This is a genomic window from Paraburkholderia sp. SECH2 (assembly GCF_030464795.1).
Classification (GTDB): Bacteria; Pseudomonadota; Gammaproteobacteria; order Burkholderiales; family Burkholderiaceae; genus Paraburkholderia; species Paraburkholderia aspalathi.
The window spans coordinates 14,055-32,358 of sequence record NZ_JALPRH010000045.1 but is presented as its reverse complement, the minus strand read 5'-3'; the positions used below and the strand labels follow the sequence as shown (position 1 = coordinate 32,358).

Here is an 18,304-nt window from a genome sequence, read left to right as displayed (position 1 = left end):
GGCCAGCGCGCGCTGGTCGAGTCGCAGATCTCACGAATCAAGCGCTGCATTGGGGCGCGACTGCTGACGCGAAAAATCGAATCGCAGCAGCGCGAGGGCGTCATCATCGGCAACCTGCTGAACCTATGGAATTCGTTCGGCAGGCCCATTTGCGTTAAAAATGCATAGTTGCGTCCGCAACAAACCGGGTACCTACCCTGCTGAACAAAGCCGGTTAAAGCCGAACATGGTTTTCGCGTACCCGTCAGCGGAACCCGTGTTGACGGTGTCGTGCGGTTAGATGTCGACAATCTTTCGCAGCAAAGCGTACGAGACCCGCCAATGGCCTTCCGAATCATTAACAGCGATGGACGCGGTTTTTGCGTTGAGCCTGACGATGATGCCGACTCGCTCGCTCAGATGTTTGTCGGTGAAACCAACGGTGTCGCCAACGAAGAATTCCTCACGTTGTGCTCGCGGTGGCGGCGACGGAGGCGCGTGAGTTGGACCGTGCGAAGTGTCAGGGATAACCGCCGCGTATAGTACCGACCAACGCTGACGGCTGTGGTTGTCCTGAATCACAGCCTGGGTTTGCCGCAGCTCCACCACTGTTCCGTGCGAAGGTGGTGCGAGCGGATCGCCCCCGATATAACCGACCTCCATTCCCGGGTGCAGGCGTTGACGTATTTCGAGAATACGTCGCGGGTCGTCCAGCATTTTGCCGATGGCGAGATAGAGGCGATACAACTCGGCGCTGGGCGCCTGCCGAAGCGAGTCGAGAATGTCCATGAATGTGTAGGCGTTTAACGGGCGAGCGGCAAGGTTCTGTCGCATTAGCGATGTCGCGGTAAAGTTCGTGCGGCGCTAACTTTGCCTAGGCTCACGATGGAGAAGACCGCGACACCCCGAACGGCCCTTGCCGCAAGCATTGCCAAGGTTTTGAAGCGGCTCCATTATCCGCTGGATGTGATGTTGCTGTGCGTGCGGTGGTATGTGGCGTATTCGCCCAGTCTTCGGGATCTTGAAGAAATTCTGCCGCTAACCAGTTCTATTCTCTCATCTCATAAGCAGTACACAGTAATCGCATTATTCTCGGCTATCTCGTCTTATTGCGACGGAACCTCATTTCGTGGTCTTCGCAATGCTCATGCTCGTTCATGCGGCACCAGTACTTCAAAGTTCCTAACACGCTCTTCTATGGGGAACTGAAAGTCAAGCCCGGTTCTAAACATTCTGTTATGCGAAGTAAACCTCCTTGTCCGGTCTCTACGGCCAGCCTGCGCGGTCACCTACCACGACCAGACGCAGGCTGGCCGTAGAGACCGTTGCGTAAAGGACGGTACCGACGCTCATCGCGTAAACCTTGTTGCAGCCTGGCATGTCAATGTCATTCAGGTCAGGGTGTCTGTTGACCGGTCAGTGCCGGGTCGACCTTCTATCCGTGCCGGCCTGACAGGCCGGTCACCTCATGCCGCATGCGCGAAGCGCTGGAGCTACCCTGTTACCGACGCGCCCCATCTAGGGAAACGGCCACCCGCAATGGGTAGCCCGAGCGTGTTCCGGGCGCGTTGACCTTTACATACTGTTGCTGCATCCGATGTCATTCAGTGATTCAGGCCCTCAAGGTGTTGACGTCGCGCGGTTTGAGTAGCGCACCGGCGGGGATCTCGCCGTGCTCGAGATAACGCCACAGGGCGATCGCCAGACGGCGTGCGAGCGCGACGATACCGATGCGCCGCATCCGCTTGCCGGTACCGGCAAAGCGCTCGTTGAACCAGTGGCTGAGCTGGCTGCGGGGCTGCAGGCGCAGCCAGCTCCAGGCGAGTTCGACCATCAGCCAGCGACATCGCCGGTTGCCCGCCTTGCTGATACCGAGTTCGACCTCGCTGGTGCCGCTGGCATACGGCGTGGGCGTCAGGCCCAGACAGCCGGCCACTTCGCGGCGGTTGCGAAACTGCCGCCAGCCGAACAGTTCCCTGACGAGCGTCCACGCGCTGCCTGCACCGATGCCGGCAAGCTGGGCGAGCAGCGCCATGCCGGGATGTGCGCCGCTGCGCACCTGCCGCTCCTGCTGCACTTCGAGCAGGCGGATCTGCTGGCGCACCAGCGCGAGCCGCTCACATTCGCGCTCGATCTCGGCGCGCAGACCGGGCGCCAGCAGCTCGCGCTGACGGGTCCCACCAGTGCGCCCAGATGCGGCCGCCGACAGACCGGACCCGAAGGTTGTGCAGTACCAGCAGGGAGCGGATCCGGTTGGTGTGCGCGGTCTGCTCTTTACGCAGGCGTTCGAGCTCGCGGTGCAGGCGCCGGTCGTCTTCCTGCTCAGGCGTGGGGATGCGCGCGACCGCCCACACGCGCCGCTCGCCCGCGTAATAGCGCATGAGCATCGATAGCAGCTTGTCGCTGTCAAGCCGGTCTGTCTTGGCGCGACGCGCACGGCGGTTCACCTCGATGCTGGCCGAAGCCACCACGAGATTGACGATGCCCTGTTCAGCCAGCCAGCGGTGCAGCCAGAAACCGTCGCGGCCTGCTTCATAACAGCTGTAGACGGATGCGTCGGCGCCGAGATGGCAACGCGCCCTGGCGTTGGCGATGGCGGCGAGAACCGCCGTGGTATCACCGGCGGCGACCGTACAGCGGCTGGGCGCGCGCTGGCCATCACCCAGTGAGAGCTTCCAGTTCTTCTCGCCCAGTTCAAAAGCCATGTACAGGCGGCCACCTGCCGTCGTATTCTGCCCACGGAGGGCTGTGTCAGGCGTATCCATTTGCGTGCTCCTTCGGAGAAAACGAGTGTGCAAGTCCCGTTTTACTCCAGTCGGGCTTTCTGTCGCTGCCCTCCCACATAGCATCTAGGGCAGTAGCTTCGTCATCGCGATCATTGCAGAGCATCACGCAATGAGATCGTTGGCGACGATGACCACCACGTTGCACGCGCCACGATCATCGACGAGCGTGGCCAAACGACACAACACTACCCACCCGCTACACGCGCTCCCTGCTGCGGCTTTTTATGATGCTTTTCCCGTCATAACGTGCCCTTTCTCCTGTGTCGTGGTGGAAGGGTACTGGTAGATTTATTGGCTCGCAACAAGCACCGGAAGATTGGCATGTCGAAGTAACTCCATCACCGTGTCATTGCGGAACAGGCGCCAGCCACCGCTGCGTGACCCAGCGACGATGAGGTCGGCGCCCACGCTTGCTGCTGTATGTGCTACGGTGCGACCCACGGTCATACCCAGCTCAGGTTCCCTGACCAGACACGTTGCACCCAATACTTTTTCAACATCCAAACGAGCCAGAATGGCTTCCCGAATCTCGCTGCCGTATTCGGTGCTCGTCGCAACGGAGACTGCGACCAGATCGAGGCCTCCGACTGTAATGTCGTGCCGGGGGATGACGTGCACAACGGTCACCTTTGCACGGTACTGATCCGCCAGCTTCAATCCCTGTGACAGGGATTGGTTTGGGGTCCGCGAACCGTGGGCGACTAGAATATGCCTGAACATCGGAGTGGCTCCTGAAGGGTGTACGGAGGCATTCTTCGGATCGGCGCTCCATTGCCTGTTGCGGGCATGGCTTGCTTGCTGACCGGTAAGAATTTTATTGCCGGATCGAAATGGTTGTCCCACAGCCAAGTCACCCCGCTCGCTGCTTTCGGGTCGTCATCGGTTGTGGAGAAGGCACCCGCGCAGAGTGATTCTGTAGGAGTTTATGCGGCACGGAACATTCGTGTTACTGAATAATGTGTCGTCGCGTTGCGGACACTTTAACGGCACGTTGTTGGCCGATGCCTGATTGCCAGAGAGAGATGGCATGGTGGCTATTGGAGGGAACACACGAGCGACACGGAAACTTCATATTTGTCCGCGAGGATCATGCGTTTAACGTATCACGTTTGCTTGGAGCATGTACCCGGTTCCCCAAACCGTCCTGACAAAACGTGGCGATGAGGGATCATCCTCGACAATCTGGCGCAGCCGGCGAATGCGGATATCAATATTGCGGCAACCCGCACTATCGTTGCGCCTGCCCATTTGTGCGACAAGGTTGTGACGGCTGATTGGGCGGTTGGCCGACGCGGCAAGTGCCCGCAGCAACTGCGACTGGGAAGCGTGAAGTTCCATTTCCGTGCCTGCGCGATGAAGACGCTGGCTGGCTAGCTCAAAGCGAAATTCGCCAAAGGAGATTTCGCCTGTCTGGATGTCGGGTTCGCCACGGGCCAACTGCTGGCGCCGAAGCAACGCGCGTATGCACGCGATGAACTCACATGGGTAAAACGACGTTGCCAGATAACCATCGGCACCGTTCTCAAGGCTTCTGGCCCTGTCAACGGGATCGTCGCTTTCCGTAAGCATCAGGATCGGAATGCTAATGCCCGCATCGCGCAGTCGCTGGCAGATCGACAGGCCGTAGTCCGGTGGACAGGAGAGACCAAGAACCAGAAGGTCATGCCGACCTCGGCGCAGGACGTGATCCAGCTGCCCACCGTAACCGATACAATCGACTTCGTAGTCGTACGCGCCGAGCAATGGCTTCAACCTGCTGGCAAGTGAAGGTTGATCATGACCAATAATAATCCTGTTGGGGTAACTCACGGCTCTTCCAAATCACTTTGCGGTTTCGCGAAAACGGTTTCAATCTGACGATTCAGGCCTCGGCGCCAGAACATACGGCCACATGTCAGCCTGACGGCGCACCGGTCGCTGTTCCACCTCCGTGACACATGGGTTCATGTCGGATCGACGCGATGAGGAGACTGTACATGTGAATCAGTCGCGTGGCGTGTCGCGACACGGTTTGAAATAACTTCGAACAACTGGTGCCTTCCAGCTCGCGCACGAGGTACGCGAACCGTACTCGCTGGCACCCGTATTGCTGGTACCCCTATGACAGATGTGCGCGGGGTCATGCACGAGGGAATCAGGGGTGCGTGTGGGCTTTGTTAGGATGGGGATAATGCGAAGTTGGCAGGGGTTGTGTAAAAGCACAACATCATAGAGCCAGTGCAGTTAATACCATACAAAGAGAGGCAGAAACAGGGCGACGCGCGCAAGCGCAGGAAGCCGGGGTACCGGGTGACGAACGCCCGTGCGTACGTCGAGAGCTTGAGAAAGCGCGGCATGATTAGGCCGTATGTTCCCGATGCCAATCTGAGGGCGCAGTTCATCAACGCGAAGTCCGTACACCCAGCGTGTCGGGGCGCGAGCCGACCTATACCACCGCGTACATTGAGCTGATCTACACGTTCTATCGGCTGTTCGGCTGGGGCATGCGGCAGACCACCGGTTACATGGAAGACTTTTGGGCCACCCGCGGACTGGACATTCCGGTGCCCAGCTCTGGCCAGCTGTGCGACCGATTCGCCGTACTGGAGGTACGCGCCACACAGCGCTGCGCGCAACTGCCCAGATGGCTCGCGCGCGGTGAAGCGATTGCCATGACCTGTGCGATTCACAGACATCGTTTCACTTTCTTGAATGTCGTTTTCTTGGCGCGCTTGAGTTCGTGGCTCCGGTAGGAGACTCGAGTTCAAGCGCGCGCCGATGATGTTCGGCAAGGGTCTTGTCAACTCGCCATTCGCGATGCCGGATTCTCTCTTTCAGCCCGTCGTAGGCGCTTTCCACCTGCTCCGCGAGAGGTGTGGTTTCGCCCACTTCTGCGACGCGGTCAACGGGCGTCTTGCCACCGAGTGAGCCGTGCGGGCGGCGCCAGTTGTAGTCGAACTGCCACTCCTCAATTCGTCGCTCAATCTCGTCCTCGGTCGGGGCATGGTGGGACCAGAACTCGTTGCGGTCAGTGAGCTGTGAACGCTCGACCTTGCCATTGAGGTGTGGGGGGCGTGGAGGAATCGGCCGGAATTTGATGCACTCGCTCATCAGACGCCTCTGCACCGATTCGGCGAAGAACTCGCCGCCCCTGTCGGTCTGGATACGCTGGATTGGAAATGGCATCTCCTCGATGACACGATCAAGAAAAAGCAGCGTATTTCGGGCGTTTCTGCGCGGGTAGACAGGGGTAATCGTCCTTTTCGTGCAATTTCTGGCGGTTTGTGTCTAAAAACGCTTACTTATCAGATGCTTGGCGGATGCGTGTTTCGAGGAAATGTTGCAGCGCAGGAGATTCTTGCTGGACGGCGCCCTGCGGGTGATGACCGCCAGAAATTGCACGAAAGGGACAATTACCCCTAGAAGCGAATCCATGCGATGCCCTGCGTGATCAGCGTAGACGGATTGCAAATCCGCCTAGCCGTTCTGGACGACACGACACGGAGCGGAGTGTTGTCGCTCTGCGGGCGGGGAGTTCGATTGACTAAGAAACACAACTAACTGTTTGGGATCATTCTGTGCAGCCCAACCGCCGCTACGCAGCGGCAAACCAGCACGCAAAGGGCACGGCGGGGTAGGCCGCTGCAGAGCAATCGGCATGGAGCGGGGACGCGGCATTGTCAGACAGCGTTGAACTATTCAGAGCGTCTTGTCGTGTACCGCGGCAGCGTGCCGCGATATCCGCCAACCGGGATCTGGTATTGCTGGACGAGTAGGCAGGCTGCAGTATTTAAATACATGTGAACGCTCGCCGAAGCCTGGCCCGGTAAGGAATTTGAGCAATACCCCGTTGCACCATGCTGTGGCCTCACGCGGTCACGTTGACGGACAAACTGCGTGTGCCGGAGTTCAGGACGCGTTTGACATCAGCGGCGACGTCCGCGCTGCCGGGGAAAAGAGTCTGCGGAAGTGCTCCTCCCGGTCCAGCCAGTTGCGCCGGCGCCTGCCACATTGGGGTCGTCTACGCTACGTAGTGCCGGGAGTATGTCCCTTTACGCATGGCGGAGACAATGTCCCCAACCAGCACGTCTTCCAGCAGACTTCTGCCGTCAACCTTACGTTGCACGTTCGTGCGGTCGATGGCTCGGCAACGATGAACACGGCCAGGCCGTATCTTATGAAACGAGCTGCAGCAAACCTGTTTGCCAGCATGGCCTAAGGAAACGCCAAGCCAGAATCGATGGCGCGGTTCGAACAGCCGCCATAAAGCAAGCATAATTAAAGGTTCATGCTTGCGTTATACGCAGACCGGAGATACAATGCAAGCATATTTCAGTCTGGAGTGCTTGCATGGAAGGCGGGAAGAAAAAGCAAGTTGCGGCAAAGAAAGCGGTGGGGCGCGCCAAAGGCGGCGTTGCTCGTGCGAAGGCGCTCTCAAATGAAGAGCGCAGCCTGATTGCAAAGAAAGCGGCGACGGCTCGATGGGGGGAGAAGCCTTTGCTGGCTACGCACAAGGGCAATTTCAAAGAAGAGTTCGGACTCAACGTTGATTGCTATGTGCTGAACGACGAGCATAAGTCCGCCGTTATCAGTCAACGTGGGATGGGAGCAGCGCTAGGTCTGGGAGATGGCGGTGCCCGTCTACCTCGATTCGTATCTGGCAAGACCATATCGGAATACGTCGGGCCTGAACTTCGCGAAAAGCTGGAAAAACCCGTTATATTTCAAGCGCAAGTTGGCGGGCCAGAAACGCTCAGCTTGGTGCATGGATACGATGTCACCATCCTGATTCAGCTATGCAAGGTGATCATCGCCGCCGAAACGGACGGCAAGCTACTGAAAAGCCAGGAGGGATTTGCCCGGCAGGCTCACATCATCTTAGGCGCATCGGCTAACGCTGGGATCACGGGGCTTGTATATGCGCTCGCAGGCTATCGGCCGGAAGTTGAAGAGGTCATCTCTGCCTTTAAGGCATTCGTGCAGGAAGAGGCACGCAAGTATGAACAAGAATTCCCGAGCGAACTTTATATGGAGTGGCATCGCCTCTATCAAATCCCGGTACCGGTACGCGGGAAACCTTGGCAACTTCGTCATTTGACGGTCAAGCATGTCTATTACCCTTTGGCGAAGAGCAATGGGAAGATTCTTGATCTCGTCCGCGCCCTGAAAGCCCAAGATGGGGACAGGCAGAAGAAACTATTTCAATTCCTGAACGATGTAGGGACGCGCGCGCTGCGGATGCATATGGGCCGCGTGCTTGAGATGGCAGAATCCTCCAAGACCAAGGAACAGTACGAAGCAAAAATCGTTGATCGCTTTGGCGGTCAACAAGAACTCGATCTTGCCGGGGACTAACCTTAGCCGTCAAATGGGAAGCCCGTTCGCGGCAGTTTTGCCTAAAAATATAGCCAAACCAAACTCCGGGGAGTTGGAATTGAGCGACATGATTGAACCGCAAGCCACGCGCACGCCGATTCACTTCGCATCGAAGGAGGAGTTTGAGGGGCGACCTAATTACGTGAAGGCACTTCGCTGCGAAAGCGACAGCCTCGATTACATTGTCGGCAAGTACGGGTTCGGCAAGGACAAAATCGTGCAGTGCGGGCTCAACGGGTGCAATCAATGGCATCGGTTGGGGTTCGTCATAGCGACCAAATCTGGCGAAGAGACGAACTGCGGGAAGGACTGCGGAAGGCGCGAGTTCAAGGTCTCATGGGATGATATCCACGCCGCTTTTGAGCGCAGGGAAATAGAAAAAGCACGCCGAGATCTCGCGGATGCGTTTCTCCGGGACCGGTCCGCTATTCTCCAGGACGCGCTGGTAATGCAGACTAATCTTTCCAGCGCGTGCGTCTCTATCAAAACAATCATGGCGGAGATGAGAAAGGACTCCGCTCTCGAACAGGCTTTCTCGAGAGTCGCCGCGAATGATGGACGAATTCAAATCGCTGCGACGGTAGACAAGGACGTCGGGTTTGCATTCGGGCAGCGCGGCGAAAACGCCAACATCGATACGATCGGAACGATAAGGGGCATACATGCCGCAGAGCAGTATGACCGAGTCGGCGGACTGTTCGATTGGCAGGTGGTTAGGCCGTTGAAAGAAATGTCTTCTGCCGACATTTCATTACTAACCGACGAAGAGTTAGAGCGCTCATCCAAAACACTGCAAACATTGCGCGAAGGAGTGTTGGGCGCGCGCGCATTCCTCGAAGCATCGGGGCACTTTCTTGCTCAATCAAATCTTGCAGAAATAAAAAAGCTCAAGGAAACGATTCCTAGAAGGTATCGAACTGGCCGACTTGATCGCGTAATTGGCCGGTTGGACGCGCTTTTCGCAAAATGAATGAGCGACGCCCGGCATTCCAATTACACTGCCGTCAACGCCTCGAGCGTCGTCGAATCCCGATGCCGAATAACTGCTGCGCTCCGCGTACGGCATCGTCTTGTCGAGGCTATCGGAGGTCTCGGTGTTGACGCGGATGTTTTTCCTGCCGGACGCCTCGCTGTCGGTAATGTGAGCGTCTTCGCTAGAGGACAGCTGCATGTCGATGAAGCGCGGGAGCGCCTTCACCAGCGAGTAGTCTTCCAGCAACAGGATCAACTCGTCCGAGGAGAGGTCCACGCCGATACGCCGCACGTCGTCGCCGTTCGTCAAGATGTCGCTCGGCATGTTGTTCTCCATGCCACCTGTCGAACAGGATCGCATCCCCGACGATCAGAGTGCGCGAGAAACGGTGGTCGACATTGCCGCGAGTCCTATCCGGGCGGCACTCTCGTCGACTCAAACAACAACGTCCGTCAATGTACAGAGCGGCGGCGGCAAGCCGGACCAGACTACGACTTCGACGTCGACGCAGGTGGGTCCACCAAAATAGTAGCGCCGTTTGGGTGAATCTTGCCGGTCCAAACGCCAAGGAAGAAAAGCGCGGCGGCCTCCGCCGTCCGCACAGCAGGCTCGCCAGAGTTCGCTTTGGCACTGGGGCCACGGGAATGCACGATCGAGAGGTCAACGTCAGCGTTCCACCGAACGACAAGCTCTAGGGAGACCTGGGCGTGGTGGCAAGAGCGCCGCCTTTACGTACAATCCAAGAAGATAAGAACTGCCCCTAAGAAGCGCTGCGGGACGGCGACAAATTTAATGCGTTCTACGCCACAAGCCACAATTCCCGCACCGCACCGCACCGCACCGCTCGTCTAGACTCAGACCAAGCTCGCCGACATCGAGCATCGCAACTTGCCGACGCTCATCGAAAAGTCAGCGCTGCCCTCGAATGGTCACGTGCTAACTGCTGAGGACCATGCACGATTCCGTGAGCACCGCGTCAACGCCGGCGCAACGGTGTCGGACGGAACCATGTACTACCCCCGGGCGGCGGCATGACGAGCAACGGCGACGGTGGGACGGACTACATCTATTAGATGCAGTTGCTACGACAGCTCGATTATCTGGAGTCGGCAGTCCAGTAGCGCGAGGCGCAGATCTGGGCGATGCTGTGCGTGCGCGGCGAGGTTGAACTTACGCGAGAGGCGCGGTTCGAGATTGGTTTTCCGGAAGGATTCGCAGGCGACCTGTACAACGAGGCGAGCAACGTCTTGATCTTCCTCTGAGATGCAACTGCAGCACCTCCAGTAGATGGTCTGCGCTCGGCGCGACCTTTACTTCTTCAACGCTGCTACATTTTCGTCAATGCATGTGACGCGTTGTTCCTGAGCCACCGTTGTGTTCAAATTACGTCCCGCGCTCGGGAAGTAATCTCGCAACGCGTTGCCGGAAGTCGTTCCGGTGGATGTCTGTCGACACGCGCACACCGCCGGGGCTGGTCCGGATGAGACTTTGTACACCCATTTGATTCGCGGAGCTTCGAGGGTTACGGCGACGGCAACGGCGGCCAGGTGTCGCAGATTTAGTTCGTGTGGCTCCCGCGATGACGTCGTACACATATGCCAAAAACAGTCACAATCGAGCATTTCACGCAGCGGCCAGCTTGGTGGACGTCAATCCGGTTTGAGCATCCGGTATATCTGGCTTTCCAAGGAGGCGGCGCGCGAGGCATCTCCCACGTCGGCGGACTTGCTGCCGTGGATGACCTAGGGCTGCGTGTCGTAGGTGTTGCAGGCACATCCGCTGGTGCAATCATTGCGGCGTTAGCCGCTGCGCACTACAAGGCGGACGACCTTCTCAACCCAAGGTTCCGCACTCACCTTCTTCAGACGGCCGCTAAGGGACGGTATAAGAGAGCGACCAGTCTGTTCTCCGATCGGGGCTGGTGGGCGATCAAAACGCTTCGCGACCTCGTGAAACCGAGTTCTTGGCCGTCCCGCCTTTTGCGGTTCAGGTGGCTGGCGCTGTTGTTTCTTTTGCCCGCTGTGCTGATTGTCCCGCAGCCTTGGCTCGGTATCGTGCTCCTAGTCACTGGAGCGCTGATTTACGTGCTATTCAGAAAGGTCCACGACGGACTCGCGTCTCTGCAGAACGTGCGGGATCTAGTGAACACCGCTATCGCGGAGCGTCTGCATCTCGCACCCGACGGAAAAGACGGACGAGGCATTACCTTTCGGCAGATGCGAAGCGCCGGAGGCCTGCCGCTGAAGCTCGTTGCGACAAACGTGACCGATCAGGCGCTAGAACTATTTTCGCGGGAGACCACTCCGGAAGTGGTCGTTGCCGATGCAGTTGCGGCCTCAATTTGCCTGCCTTTCATCTTTAAGCCATGGTCAATTGAGTACCGGAAGCCTGGCGAAGGCAGCGCAAGGGCGCGCCAGTTCTTGGATGGCGGACTGATGTCAAACCTTCCCGCTTGGTCTTTCGACGAGGAGCGGGCGCTTCGCCCGGACGCCGTGACAATTGCGTTCGGTCTAACGGCTCCGAGGCGCGATTCGAACGCCGTCAAAAAGGGGCGACGTTCTAAGAAGAAGGTGCCGCACTGGTTTTTTGCTGCGCTCAATACGATTGTGGCAGGACCGCCAGAACTCCACTTCCGCGGAATCGACCGGCTCGTTAGGGTCCAGCTCGAAAGTAAAATAAAAGTTCTCGATTTTGACGCGTCGTTTGACCGCTTGAGCCGAGACGTGTCGGAGGCAAAGCGGGAGTCGCTGTCAGTATTGTTGGAAGAGCTGACACTTCTTCCGCGAAAATTTCGCGAATACTTGGAGGGCATGCGGCAGTCGATCGTGCCGCTGCTTGCTAACGCATTTCCGGGTTTCGCGTTCCGGGGCGTTGGCGCGATTCGTATTACGGTAGCAATACAGCGGGCGACCGATCACCATTCTATGGCGATCGCGTACGAGGTCGGCCATCGACACCCTCCGAGGCGTCCGCGGCTGTCACTTGACCCGAAAACGATGGCGGGCGCCGCCTGGTGGAAAGGCGGCGGGATGAAAATGGGGCTCGCAGCAGAACGGCCAGAGACCATCTACCCGGACAGCGCTTGGGCAGCAGCCGTGCCGATAGCGGTGGTTCAGCCGTCGCCGGCGGAGGAACGCTTGTCCAAGTTTGCTGTAGTGGCAATATTCGACTCTGCGGATCCGTTACCTGTTAATATTCGATGCAATCACGTGGTGTATGATCTTTTTCACCGGCAACTTTACTCGCTGGCGTCGGTCTACTTCATATTGGATGATTTCGGGCGCACTTGCAGGAGGTCTGTAACATGGATAGGGTGACTATCAAAGGACCGGATGGGAAGGAACGAACTCTCGAGCTCGATCCTGCCCAATTGCGCGCCATGCAAACCTTGCGGGCTCTACGAGGCAACGGATCGGTCAGCGAGGGAGCACGAATTTTGAACGAAGCGCTAGACAGGCTTGATCGGGCAAACCCTGATCGCGCTGTCGAGCGCGCCAAACGGAAGCTCGCCGGTAGCTACTAGCTAGGCTTTTAGAAAAAAGGGGGCGCGTTGCGCCCCCTTTTTTTGTGTGCGCACCGTGCCGTTTCCGGTGTCGCCTCGCATGACGAGGACGCTTCCATGTCATCGGATGAGACTTTACAATGATTCGCGGATTCGCTAATCTGCGTATATGGAAACGCATACAGATGAGATCCTAGTGCAACCGTCGGCGCTGCGTTCGGCGTTGGCGGACGATGTTCGCCGTGCTGGCAATCAGGTGCGATGGTGCGCTGAACATGGCGTGTCGCCAGCGTATCTCAGCGATGTTCTCAGCGGAAAGCGCGATCCTGGCGAGAAAATTCTGGCCGCGCTGGGATTCGAGAGGGTCACCTGTTACCGGAAAAAATCCGATAGGAACGAATAGATGGAAATCGAACGCACAGCCGATGCACAGGGCCGGATCGGCTTGTGGGCATATGAGTGGGATCTGAATTTCAAGCCTGCGGCGAAGACAAATCGGAAATTTCTGGGCTACGAGCAACCGGTGAAGCCGGACGGACAGGAGCAGACGCGCGAGGCCATCTGCTGGTCCTACGGCCGGACTTTGGGAAACATTGCAGTCTTCAGTGAAGAGCTTTTGGGCACGTTCCCCGCCAATAAGGGCGATGACGCGATCCTGGTATGCGACATCGTGGAAGCTGGAAAGATGCGCAATGGCCAGAAGCGCTGGTGGTGCCGTACGCATCAGAAGCACTGGGGTACGAAAGCGGATATCGCTGCCGCATTGCGCGATAGCGCGATGCGGTGTTCGAACCACCGACAGCCGATGTCATATGTAATCGATCCGCCGCATATCCGCATGGAAGACCATGCGGAGGTCGGGATCTGGTGTTCGCTGCCGGCGGCGATGACCAGCAAGGGCAAGCCGCCCATGCGTCGTCCGAGAATCCACGTGCATCTCCGGAAGGAGGCTAACGGCCATAAGGCTGTGGATCAGGACTTTGAAGCACTGTCTTTGCACTACAACCCGGAAGGCGACCTTTTCGCGAAACGACGAAATTAACAAGGTTCACGTGACGCCCCCAGCGGCGATGGAGTTTGTCATCGCGCTGGATAGCGGCTTGGAGATGGGGTGCATCAATTGTCGCGATTGCGGATACCCACATCTCGATCTCGGCGAGTTCGCCCGCACCGCGCACGCGAAGCACCTCTGTGGCAACTGCGGCCGCGACAATACGTGGAGTAAGGTACCGATCGCATCTACACCGCTAAAGCCAATGCACGATCAGTTCAGCAAGGCGTGGCAGTACGTTGACGTCGACAAGGAACTGAATATTGACGACTACCCGGGCGGCGTATTCGCTCTGTGGGCCTCCACGCCTGCAGTGATTTGGACAGCTGAGCGGCCACAGGAACGCGGCATTCACGTTCATCTGAGCGTGGATGGTGAACGCGTTGTGGACGATACCTACGGGACCGTCATCTACAAGGGCAAAAAGCTGGATCGCGCGGAACTGATGGCAACGATGATTGCAAATACCATCGTTTAGTGAAGTTGCTAGCGCTTGGTTCCGTCGCTAGCACTTGCACATGCCGACGGGGCCAGCGAACGTACGTGTGCTCCCGCAGGAGCGCTCGACCATAGCTTGATCGAAGCAAGAGGTCAGGCGCCGGTGTCAGCACCTCAGACATGGATTGCAGTTCGACACACGATGTCACTCCGTGGCGAGGAGCGCCCCGTATAGAGAGGCTAGGGACAAAAAGCGGGAACCGTTTTACGCAAACCAACGACCGTTGGTTTGCATAGATCTGTTTCCTGGTGCGGCCGGTCGAATCGGGGCCCGCACTGGCGCTGGGAACAAGTCTGCTTCAGGAGGCTTTGCGGAAAATTGTTCCTCCGACGAGCGATAGAGGCAATTTTGTAACTTTCCCGACGCCTCCCGCACGTTGTCGAATCTGAGTTCCGACGAAAGCGCTCCCGCTTGAGATTACCCGGTGCGATGGAGGGGCGACTGGGCCGCGGTTTCACGCGGCGCTTGTTTCACGCCTAAAAGCTAGAAACAGGTTTCTGCAAGAAGCGGGAACCGTTTTATGCAAACCGACGGGCGACTGGGATATCCGTCGCAGCCACGCATTCAATTGGACATAACATAATTTATCAACAATCTGGTTGTAGAGGCTAAGTTGTAATGTCCGCTTTTAGCCAAGTTCAAATGTCCGCTTCGAGGCGGCATAAGCTTACCCGGCGTCGATCCTCCGGCGCCGGAGGCTGCGATGACCAAGTCCTACACCATCTACACACTTCACGCGCAGATCCGTGACATCGAACCGCCCGTCTGGCGACGGATCCACGTCGACGGCAATATCACCTTGCGCAAGCTGCATCACATCCTGCAAGCCGCCTTTGGGTGGACCGACTCGCATTTGCATGACTTCGAGATCGACGGGCGGACTTACGCGATGGGCGATAACGACAACATGCTCGATCTGTTTGCTGAAGATCCCGAAATGCTGGATGACCGCAAGGCGCGGTTATACCGGATTGCATACCCGGGACACCGGTTCCTCTATCGATATGACTTTGGCGATGACTGGCATCATGACATTCACGTGGAAGAAGTCACTCAAACGGACCATGAGCCGCACAGCGAGGCGTGGATTGGTGCTGGAGAACGTGCCTGTCCGCCCGAGGACGTCGGTGGCACCTACGGATATGCAGAGATGTTGCGCGTTCTGAGCCTGGAGCCAGATCGCGACGAAGCGAAGCGTTATAGAGCATGGGCGGGCGACGACTTCGATGCCGAGCTGTTCGACCGACGGGCCGCCAACTCGACGCTGCTGCGCATGGCGTGGAACAACTGGGGCAAAAAGTAGACAGGCTTGAACCCCTGCTCTCCGATGCATCTGACGATCCGGTGTGCTTTAACTAGCGCTTACCAATGACTGTGGACTCCTCTAAAGGGGATAATTCTCCAAACGAGGTGAGCAATGAGCAGACGGAACATTCCTGAAGAATTCAAGGCGGAAGCGGTACAACTGGTGGTCAGCAGGGGCTATTCGTTTGCCCAGGCCTGTGAGGCAATGGGCGTGGGCGATACCGCACTGCGTCGCTGGGTAGCGCAGTGGCGTGCCGAGCAGGCAAAGCCGCCGCGCACGACGCTGCAGGTCGAGGCGGACGCGCGTCGCATCCGCGAACTGGAAGCGCGAGTGACCGATCTCGAGAGGGAGCGGGACATTCTAAAAAAACATCCCAAGGGACGCGCCCCTGCCCGAAGGGCAGAAACTCCCTGACACCGCTACACTGACTGCTCCCAGAGGGAGCGGCCGTCAGACTTTTGGTGATTCATCCCGTTAAAAAACGTGGCCCAGGGACTGACGCGGACCCAGCATTGGTGACGCCACCAGGCGATCACGTTCAGCAAGGTGATCGATTCCGCTGTCCCGCCCTCTGCCCATTCTGATGGCGGAGGTTTGACATGACAGCAACGAAGTCTCGGCGCGCCGGCAGTGCGGCGCAGATAACGGTGGTGCATCCCCATGCTGCGGCGATCGACATCGGCGCACAGTTTCATGCGGTGGCAGTGGGACCGGAGCGTGACCCGCAACCGGTGCGTTCATTCCGCAGTTTCACCAAAGAGCTGCACGATCTCGCCGACTGGCTCGAACAAGTGGGAATCACCACGATAGTCATGGAGTCAACCGGCGTCTACTGGATCCCCGCGTTCGAGATCCTGGAGGCACACGGCTTTGAGGTGGTACTGGTCAATGCGCGCGACGCGAAGAACGTGCCGGGTCGCAAGACGGATGTGAGCGATGCGCAGTGGCTGCAAAAGCTTCACGCCTACGGGCTGCTGCGCGCGAGTTTCCGGCCGCGGCACGACGTGGCCACCCTGCGCTCCTATCTGCGGCAACGGGAACGCCTGCTCGAATACGCCGCGGCACATATCCAGCACATGCAGAAAGCGCTAATGCAGATGAACCTGCAACTGCATCACGTCGTGAAGGACGTCACGGGTGCAACCGGCATGAAGATCATCCGCGCCATTGTGGCGGCGAACGCAATGCCGTAGAACTCGCCCGACATCGCGATGTGCGTTGCAAGGCATCGGTTGAGACCATCCGCGACGCGCTGATCGGCAACTATAAAGCCGAGCACGTGTTCGAGCTCACTCAGGCGCTTTCGCTATACGATTATTACCAGACCCAGGTCGCGCAATGCGATGGGCGTATAGAACTCACGCTTCGGAAACTGCAAACCGGTGCCGAACCGCCCGCCGCGCCATTGCCCGCGGCGCGGTACCGGACCAAGCAACCCAACGGCTTCTCCTTTGATGTGCGTGCTGCGCTTTACGCCATGCTTGGCGTCGATCTGACGCAGCTTCACGGCCTGGGGCCCCATGTGGCGCTCAAACTCGTGGCCGAATGCGGCAATGACATGTCGCGCTGGCCAACGGCCAAGCACTTCACATCCTGGCTGTGTCTGGCTCCGGGCAACAAGATCTCCGGCGGCAAGATCCTCTCCTCAAAGACACGCCGCTCCTCCAGCAAGGCCGCTGCCGCGCTGCGTCTTGCCGCTGTCGCAATCGGCAAGACGGACACCGCGCTGGGCGGCTTTTACCGACGGCTGTCGGCGCGGATCGGCAACGCCAAGGCCGTCACCGCCACCGCGCGCAAGATCGCGGTGTTGTTCTACAACACACTGCGCTATGGCATGCAATATGTGGATCCCGGCGCCGCGTACTACGAAGAGCGCTATCGCCAGCGGGTCCTGAACAATCTCACCCGACGGGCCGAATCGTTGGGCTTTGTACTGCAAGCGAAACCGACCTGACGGGGAGGAGTTTCTCAGGAAGTCCACGGCCTTCTTCGTCAAGGAAATGGATCGCTTCCCGAAGTGATCCGGTCACTGAAGAAGGCCTGGCCGGTGAGCGTGATGTGCGAAGTGACAGGCGTTTCACGTAGCAGCAATTACGCACGTGCCAAACGGCCCGCAGCACGCCGTTCGCCAGCAGTGCTGCTAACGGCCGCCCGTGAGATTCATCGGGAAACGCGCGGCAGCTACGGCAGCCGCAGGATGTCGCAGGCGTTGCGCCAGTGCGGCCACGACGTAGGCCGTCATCGCACACGTTCGCTGATGTGCGAAGCGCAGTTGAAGGTAACGCGGCAGCGTACGCATCGTTAGAGCAAGGCCAATGGAGAAGCGCTGGTCGCCCCCAACCTGCTGGATCGCAACTTTGAGCCGGACAGACGCAATCAGGTATGGGCAGGTGACATTACGTACGTGAGCACCCGTCAGGGCTGGTCCTATCTGGCCATCGTGATGGATCTGCATTCGCGCCGAATCATCGGCTGGGCATTCGCGCTGCAGGCCGATACGGAGCTGGTGATCAGGGCGATCCAGCAGGCTCGCGCCAGACGGCGTCCACCACCCGAGGTGATGTTTCATTCCGATCAGGGCTGTCAGTACACCAGCGCGTACTTTGTGGGCGATCTGAAGGCCAACGGCATGGTTCAGAGCATGAGCAGAAAGGGAAACTGCTGGGACACTCAGTCTAAGATCGCTTCTGAACGTCGGACCGATCTGACCCGTGCTGGGATTGGCCGAGCTACCTTGGCATTGACCTGTCGCTCGGGTTCCGGCGTTCCCCGAGCGTTGCCGGGCTCACCGTCTGTGACCTGATAGGAGCTTTGTACTGCACCATGAGTGTCCTGTCCTGCGAGTGGGGTTGG

General features: G+C 58.3%; 16 protein-coding genes and 4 pseudogenes. 13 read left to right on the top strand and 7 right to left on the bottom strand.

Translation table 11 applies throughout. The annotated features are described in order from the left end of the window. Positions 1-276 precede the first annotated feature (276 nt). Positions 277-768, bottom strand: coding sequence for a hypothetical protein (locus M0D66_RS36810; RefSeq protein ID WP_266212830.1), 492 nt, complete (start codon positions 766-768; stop codon positions 277-279). 96 nt (positions 769-864) lie between these two features. Between M0D66_RS36810 and M0D66_RS36805 the strand changes: the two are divergent. After that, positions 865-1,014 (top strand): annotated as a pseudogene (locus tag M0D66_RS36805) (IS6 family transposase); the annotation flags it as partial. Between the two features lie 577 nt (positions 1,015-1,591). Here the strand turns inward: M0D66_RS36805 and M0D66_RS36800 are convergent. The 4 genes from M0D66_RS36800 to M0D66_RS36785 all read right to left on the bottom strand — a co-directional run bounded on the left by M0D66_RS36800 (position 1,592) and on the right by M0D66_RS36785 (position 4,574). Then, the gene (locus M0D66_RS36800; protein ID WP_266212829.1) at positions 1,592-2,083 is read right to left on the bottom strand and encodes a transposase; all 492 of its coding nucleotides are present in this window, start codon (positions 2,081-2,083) and stop codon (positions 1,592-1,594) included. Between the two features lie 13 nt (positions 2,084-2,096). Further along, positions 2,097-2,744: a hypothetical protein gene (locus M0D66_RS36795; protein ID WP_266212828.1), complete on the bottom strand. Its 648-nt coding sequence runs from the start codon at positions 2,742-2,744 to the stop codon at positions 2,097-2,099. Between the two features lie 309 nt (positions 2,745-3,053). Then, entirely contained in the window at positions 3,054-3,485 is a 432-nt protein-coding gene (locus tag M0D66_RS36790; protein WP_266212827.1) for a universal stress protein, read from the bottom strand. 375 nt (positions 3,486-3,860) lie between these two features. Beyond that, a complete protein-coding gene (locus M0D66_RS36785) occupies positions 3,861-4,574 on the bottom strand; it encodes a winged helix-turn-helix domain-containing protein (RefSeq protein WP_266212825.1) in 714 nt (237 codons plus the stop codon). 590 nt (positions 4,575-5,164) lie between these two features. On the opposite strand from M0D66_RS36785, the pseudogene M0D66_RS38025 reads away from it, so the two are divergent. Next, a pseudogene (locus M0D66_RS38025) lies at positions 5,165-5,497 on the top strand (transposase); the annotation flags it as partial. Here the strand turns inward: M0D66_RS38025 and M0D66_RS36780 are convergent. Further along, positions 5,445-5,990, bottom strand: a pseudogene (locus M0D66_RS36780) (integrase core domain-containing protein); the annotation flags it as partial. The pseudogenes M0D66_RS38025 and M0D66_RS36780 overlap by 53 nt on opposite strands. A 1,104-nt stretch (positions 5,991-7,094) precedes the next feature. Here M0D66_RS36780 and M0D66_RS36775 point away from each other — a divergent pair. Both M0D66_RS36775 and M0D66_RS36770 read left to right on the top strand, forming a co-directional pair. After that, positions 7,095-8,099: a P63C domain-containing protein gene (locus M0D66_RS36775; RefSeq protein WP_266212824.1), complete on the top strand. Its 1,005-nt coding sequence runs from the start codon at positions 7,095-7,097 to the stop codon at positions 8,097-8,099. 88 nt (positions 8,100-8,187) lie between these two features. After that, complete coding sequence (locus M0D66_RS36770; protein ID WP_266212823.1) at positions 8,188-9,090, top strand: hypothetical protein; 903 nt, start codon at positions 8,188-8,190, stop codon at positions 9,088-9,090. Here the strand turns inward: M0D66_RS36770 and M0D66_RS36765 are convergent. Next, positions 8,983-9,417 (bottom strand): hypothetical protein, encoded by a 435-nt coding sequence (locus tag M0D66_RS36765; RefSeq protein WP_266212822.1) that lies wholly within the window; start codon positions 9,415-9,417, stop codon positions 8,983-8,985. The two genes, M0D66_RS36770 and M0D66_RS36765, sit on opposite strands and share 108 nt — an antisense overlap. Positions 9,418-10,688: 1,271 nt before the next feature. Between M0D66_RS36765 and M0D66_RS36760 the strand changes: the two genes are divergently transcribed. From M0D66_RS36760 to M0D66_RS36725, 9 genes and pseudogenes are all read left to right on the top strand, one after another. Continuing rightward, positions 10,689-12,410, top strand: a complete 1,722-nt coding sequence (locus tag M0D66_RS36760) for a patatin-like phospholipase family protein (protein WP_266212821.1) — start codon at positions 10,689-10,691, stop codon at positions 12,408-12,410. A gap of 588 nt (positions 12,411-12,998) precedes the next feature. Then, on the top strand, positions 12,999-13,637 hold the full coding sequence (locus tag M0D66_RS36755) for a hypothetical protein (RefSeq protein ID WP_266212820.1): 639 nt from the start codon (positions 12,999-13,001) through the stop codon (positions 13,635-13,637). A 28-nt stretch (positions 13,638-13,665) separates the two neighbouring features. Beyond that, complete coding sequence (locus M0D66_RS36750) at positions 13,666-14,124, top strand: hypothetical protein (protein WP_266212819.1); 459 nt, start codon at positions 13,666-13,668, stop codon at positions 14,122-14,124. Positions 14,125-14,848: 724 nt separating this feature from the next. Next, the gene (locus M0D66_RS36745) at positions 14,849-15,448 is read left to right on the top strand and encodes a plasmid pRiA4b ORF-3 family protein (protein WP_266212818.1); all 600 of its coding nucleotides are present in this window, start codon (positions 14,849-14,851) and stop codon (positions 15,446-15,448) included. Between the two features lie 114 nt (positions 15,449-15,562). Then, positions 15,563-15,820, top strand: a pseudogene (locus M0D66_RS36740) (transposase); the annotation flags it as partial. A gap of 230 nt (positions 15,821-16,050) precedes the next feature. Continuing rightward, entirely contained in the window at positions 16,051-16,644 is a 594-nt protein-coding gene (locus tag M0D66_RS36735; RefSeq protein WP_266212817.1) for a transposase, read from the top strand. Between the two features lie 20 nt (positions 16,645-16,664). Then, on the top strand, positions 16,665-17,405 hold the full coding sequence (locus M0D66_RS36730; protein WP_266212816.1) for a transposase: 741 nt from the start codon (positions 16,665-16,667) through the stop codon (positions 17,403-17,405). A 102-nt stretch (positions 17,406-17,507) separates the two neighbouring features. Further along, the gene (locus M0D66_RS38020; protein WP_367619545.1) at positions 17,508-17,756 is read left to right on the top strand and encodes an IS3 family transposase; all 249 of its coding nucleotides are present in this window, start codon (positions 17,508-17,510) and stop codon (positions 17,754-17,756) included. Positions 17,757-17,777: 21 nt separating this feature from the next. After that, positions 17,778-18,254, top strand: coding sequence for a DDE-type integrase/transposase/recombinase (locus tag M0D66_RS36725; protein WP_308112735.1), 477 nt, complete (start codon positions 17,778-17,780; stop codon positions 18,252-18,254). The last annotated feature ends 50 nt before the right edge of the window (positions 18,255-18,304 follow it).

Excerpts from the sequence above, each read along its gene's own strand:
- M0D66_RS36810 (WP_266212830.1), bottom strand. The coding sequence starts at position 768 with ATGGACATTCTCGACTCGCTTCGGCAGGCGCCCAGCGCCGAGTTGTAT.
- M0D66_RS36795 (WP_266212828.1), bottom strand. The coding sequence starts at position 2,744 with ATGGATACGCCTGACACAGCCCTCCGTGGGCAGAATACGACGGCAGGT.
- M0D66_RS36790 (WP_266212827.1), bottom strand. The coding sequence starts at position 3,485 with ATGTTCAGGCATATTCTAGTCGCCCACGGTTCGCGGACCCCAAACCAA.
- M0D66_RS36775 (WP_266212824.1), top strand. The coding sequence starts at position 7,095 with ATGGAAGGCGGGAAGAAAAAGCAAGTTGCGGCAAAGAAAGCGGTGGGG.
- M0D66_RS36770 (WP_266212823.1), top strand. The coding sequence starts at position 8,188 with ATGATTGAACCGCAAGCCACGCGCACGCCGATTCACTTCGCATCGAAG.
- M0D66_RS36765 (WP_266212822.1), bottom strand. The coding sequence starts at position 9,417 with ATGCCGAGCGACATCTTGACGAACGGCGACGACGTGCGGCGTATCGGC.
- M0D66_RS36760 (WP_266212821.1), top strand. The coding sequence starts at position 10,689 with ATGCCAAAAACAGTCACAATCGAGCATTTCACGCAGCGGCCAGCTTGG.
- M0D66_RS36755 (WP_266212820.1), top strand. The coding sequence starts at position 12,999 with ATGGAAATCGAACGCACAGCCGATGCACAGGGCCGGATCGGCTTGTGG.
- M0D66_RS36750 (WP_266212819.1), top strand. The coding sequence starts at position 13,666 with ATGGAGTTTGTCATCGCGCTGGATAGCGGCTTGGAGATGGGGTGCATC.
- M0D66_RS36745 (WP_266212818.1), top strand. The coding sequence starts at position 14,849 with ATGACCAAGTCCTACACCATCTACACACTTCACGCGCAGATCCGTGAC.
- M0D66_RS36735 (WP_266212817.1), top strand. The coding sequence starts at position 16,051 with ATGACAGCAACGAAGTCTCGGCGCGCCGGCAGTGCGGCGCAGATAACG.
- M0D66_RS38020 (WP_367619545.1), top strand. The coding sequence starts at position 17,508 with ATGTGCGAAGTGACAGGCGTTTCACGTAGCAGCAATTACGCACGTGCC.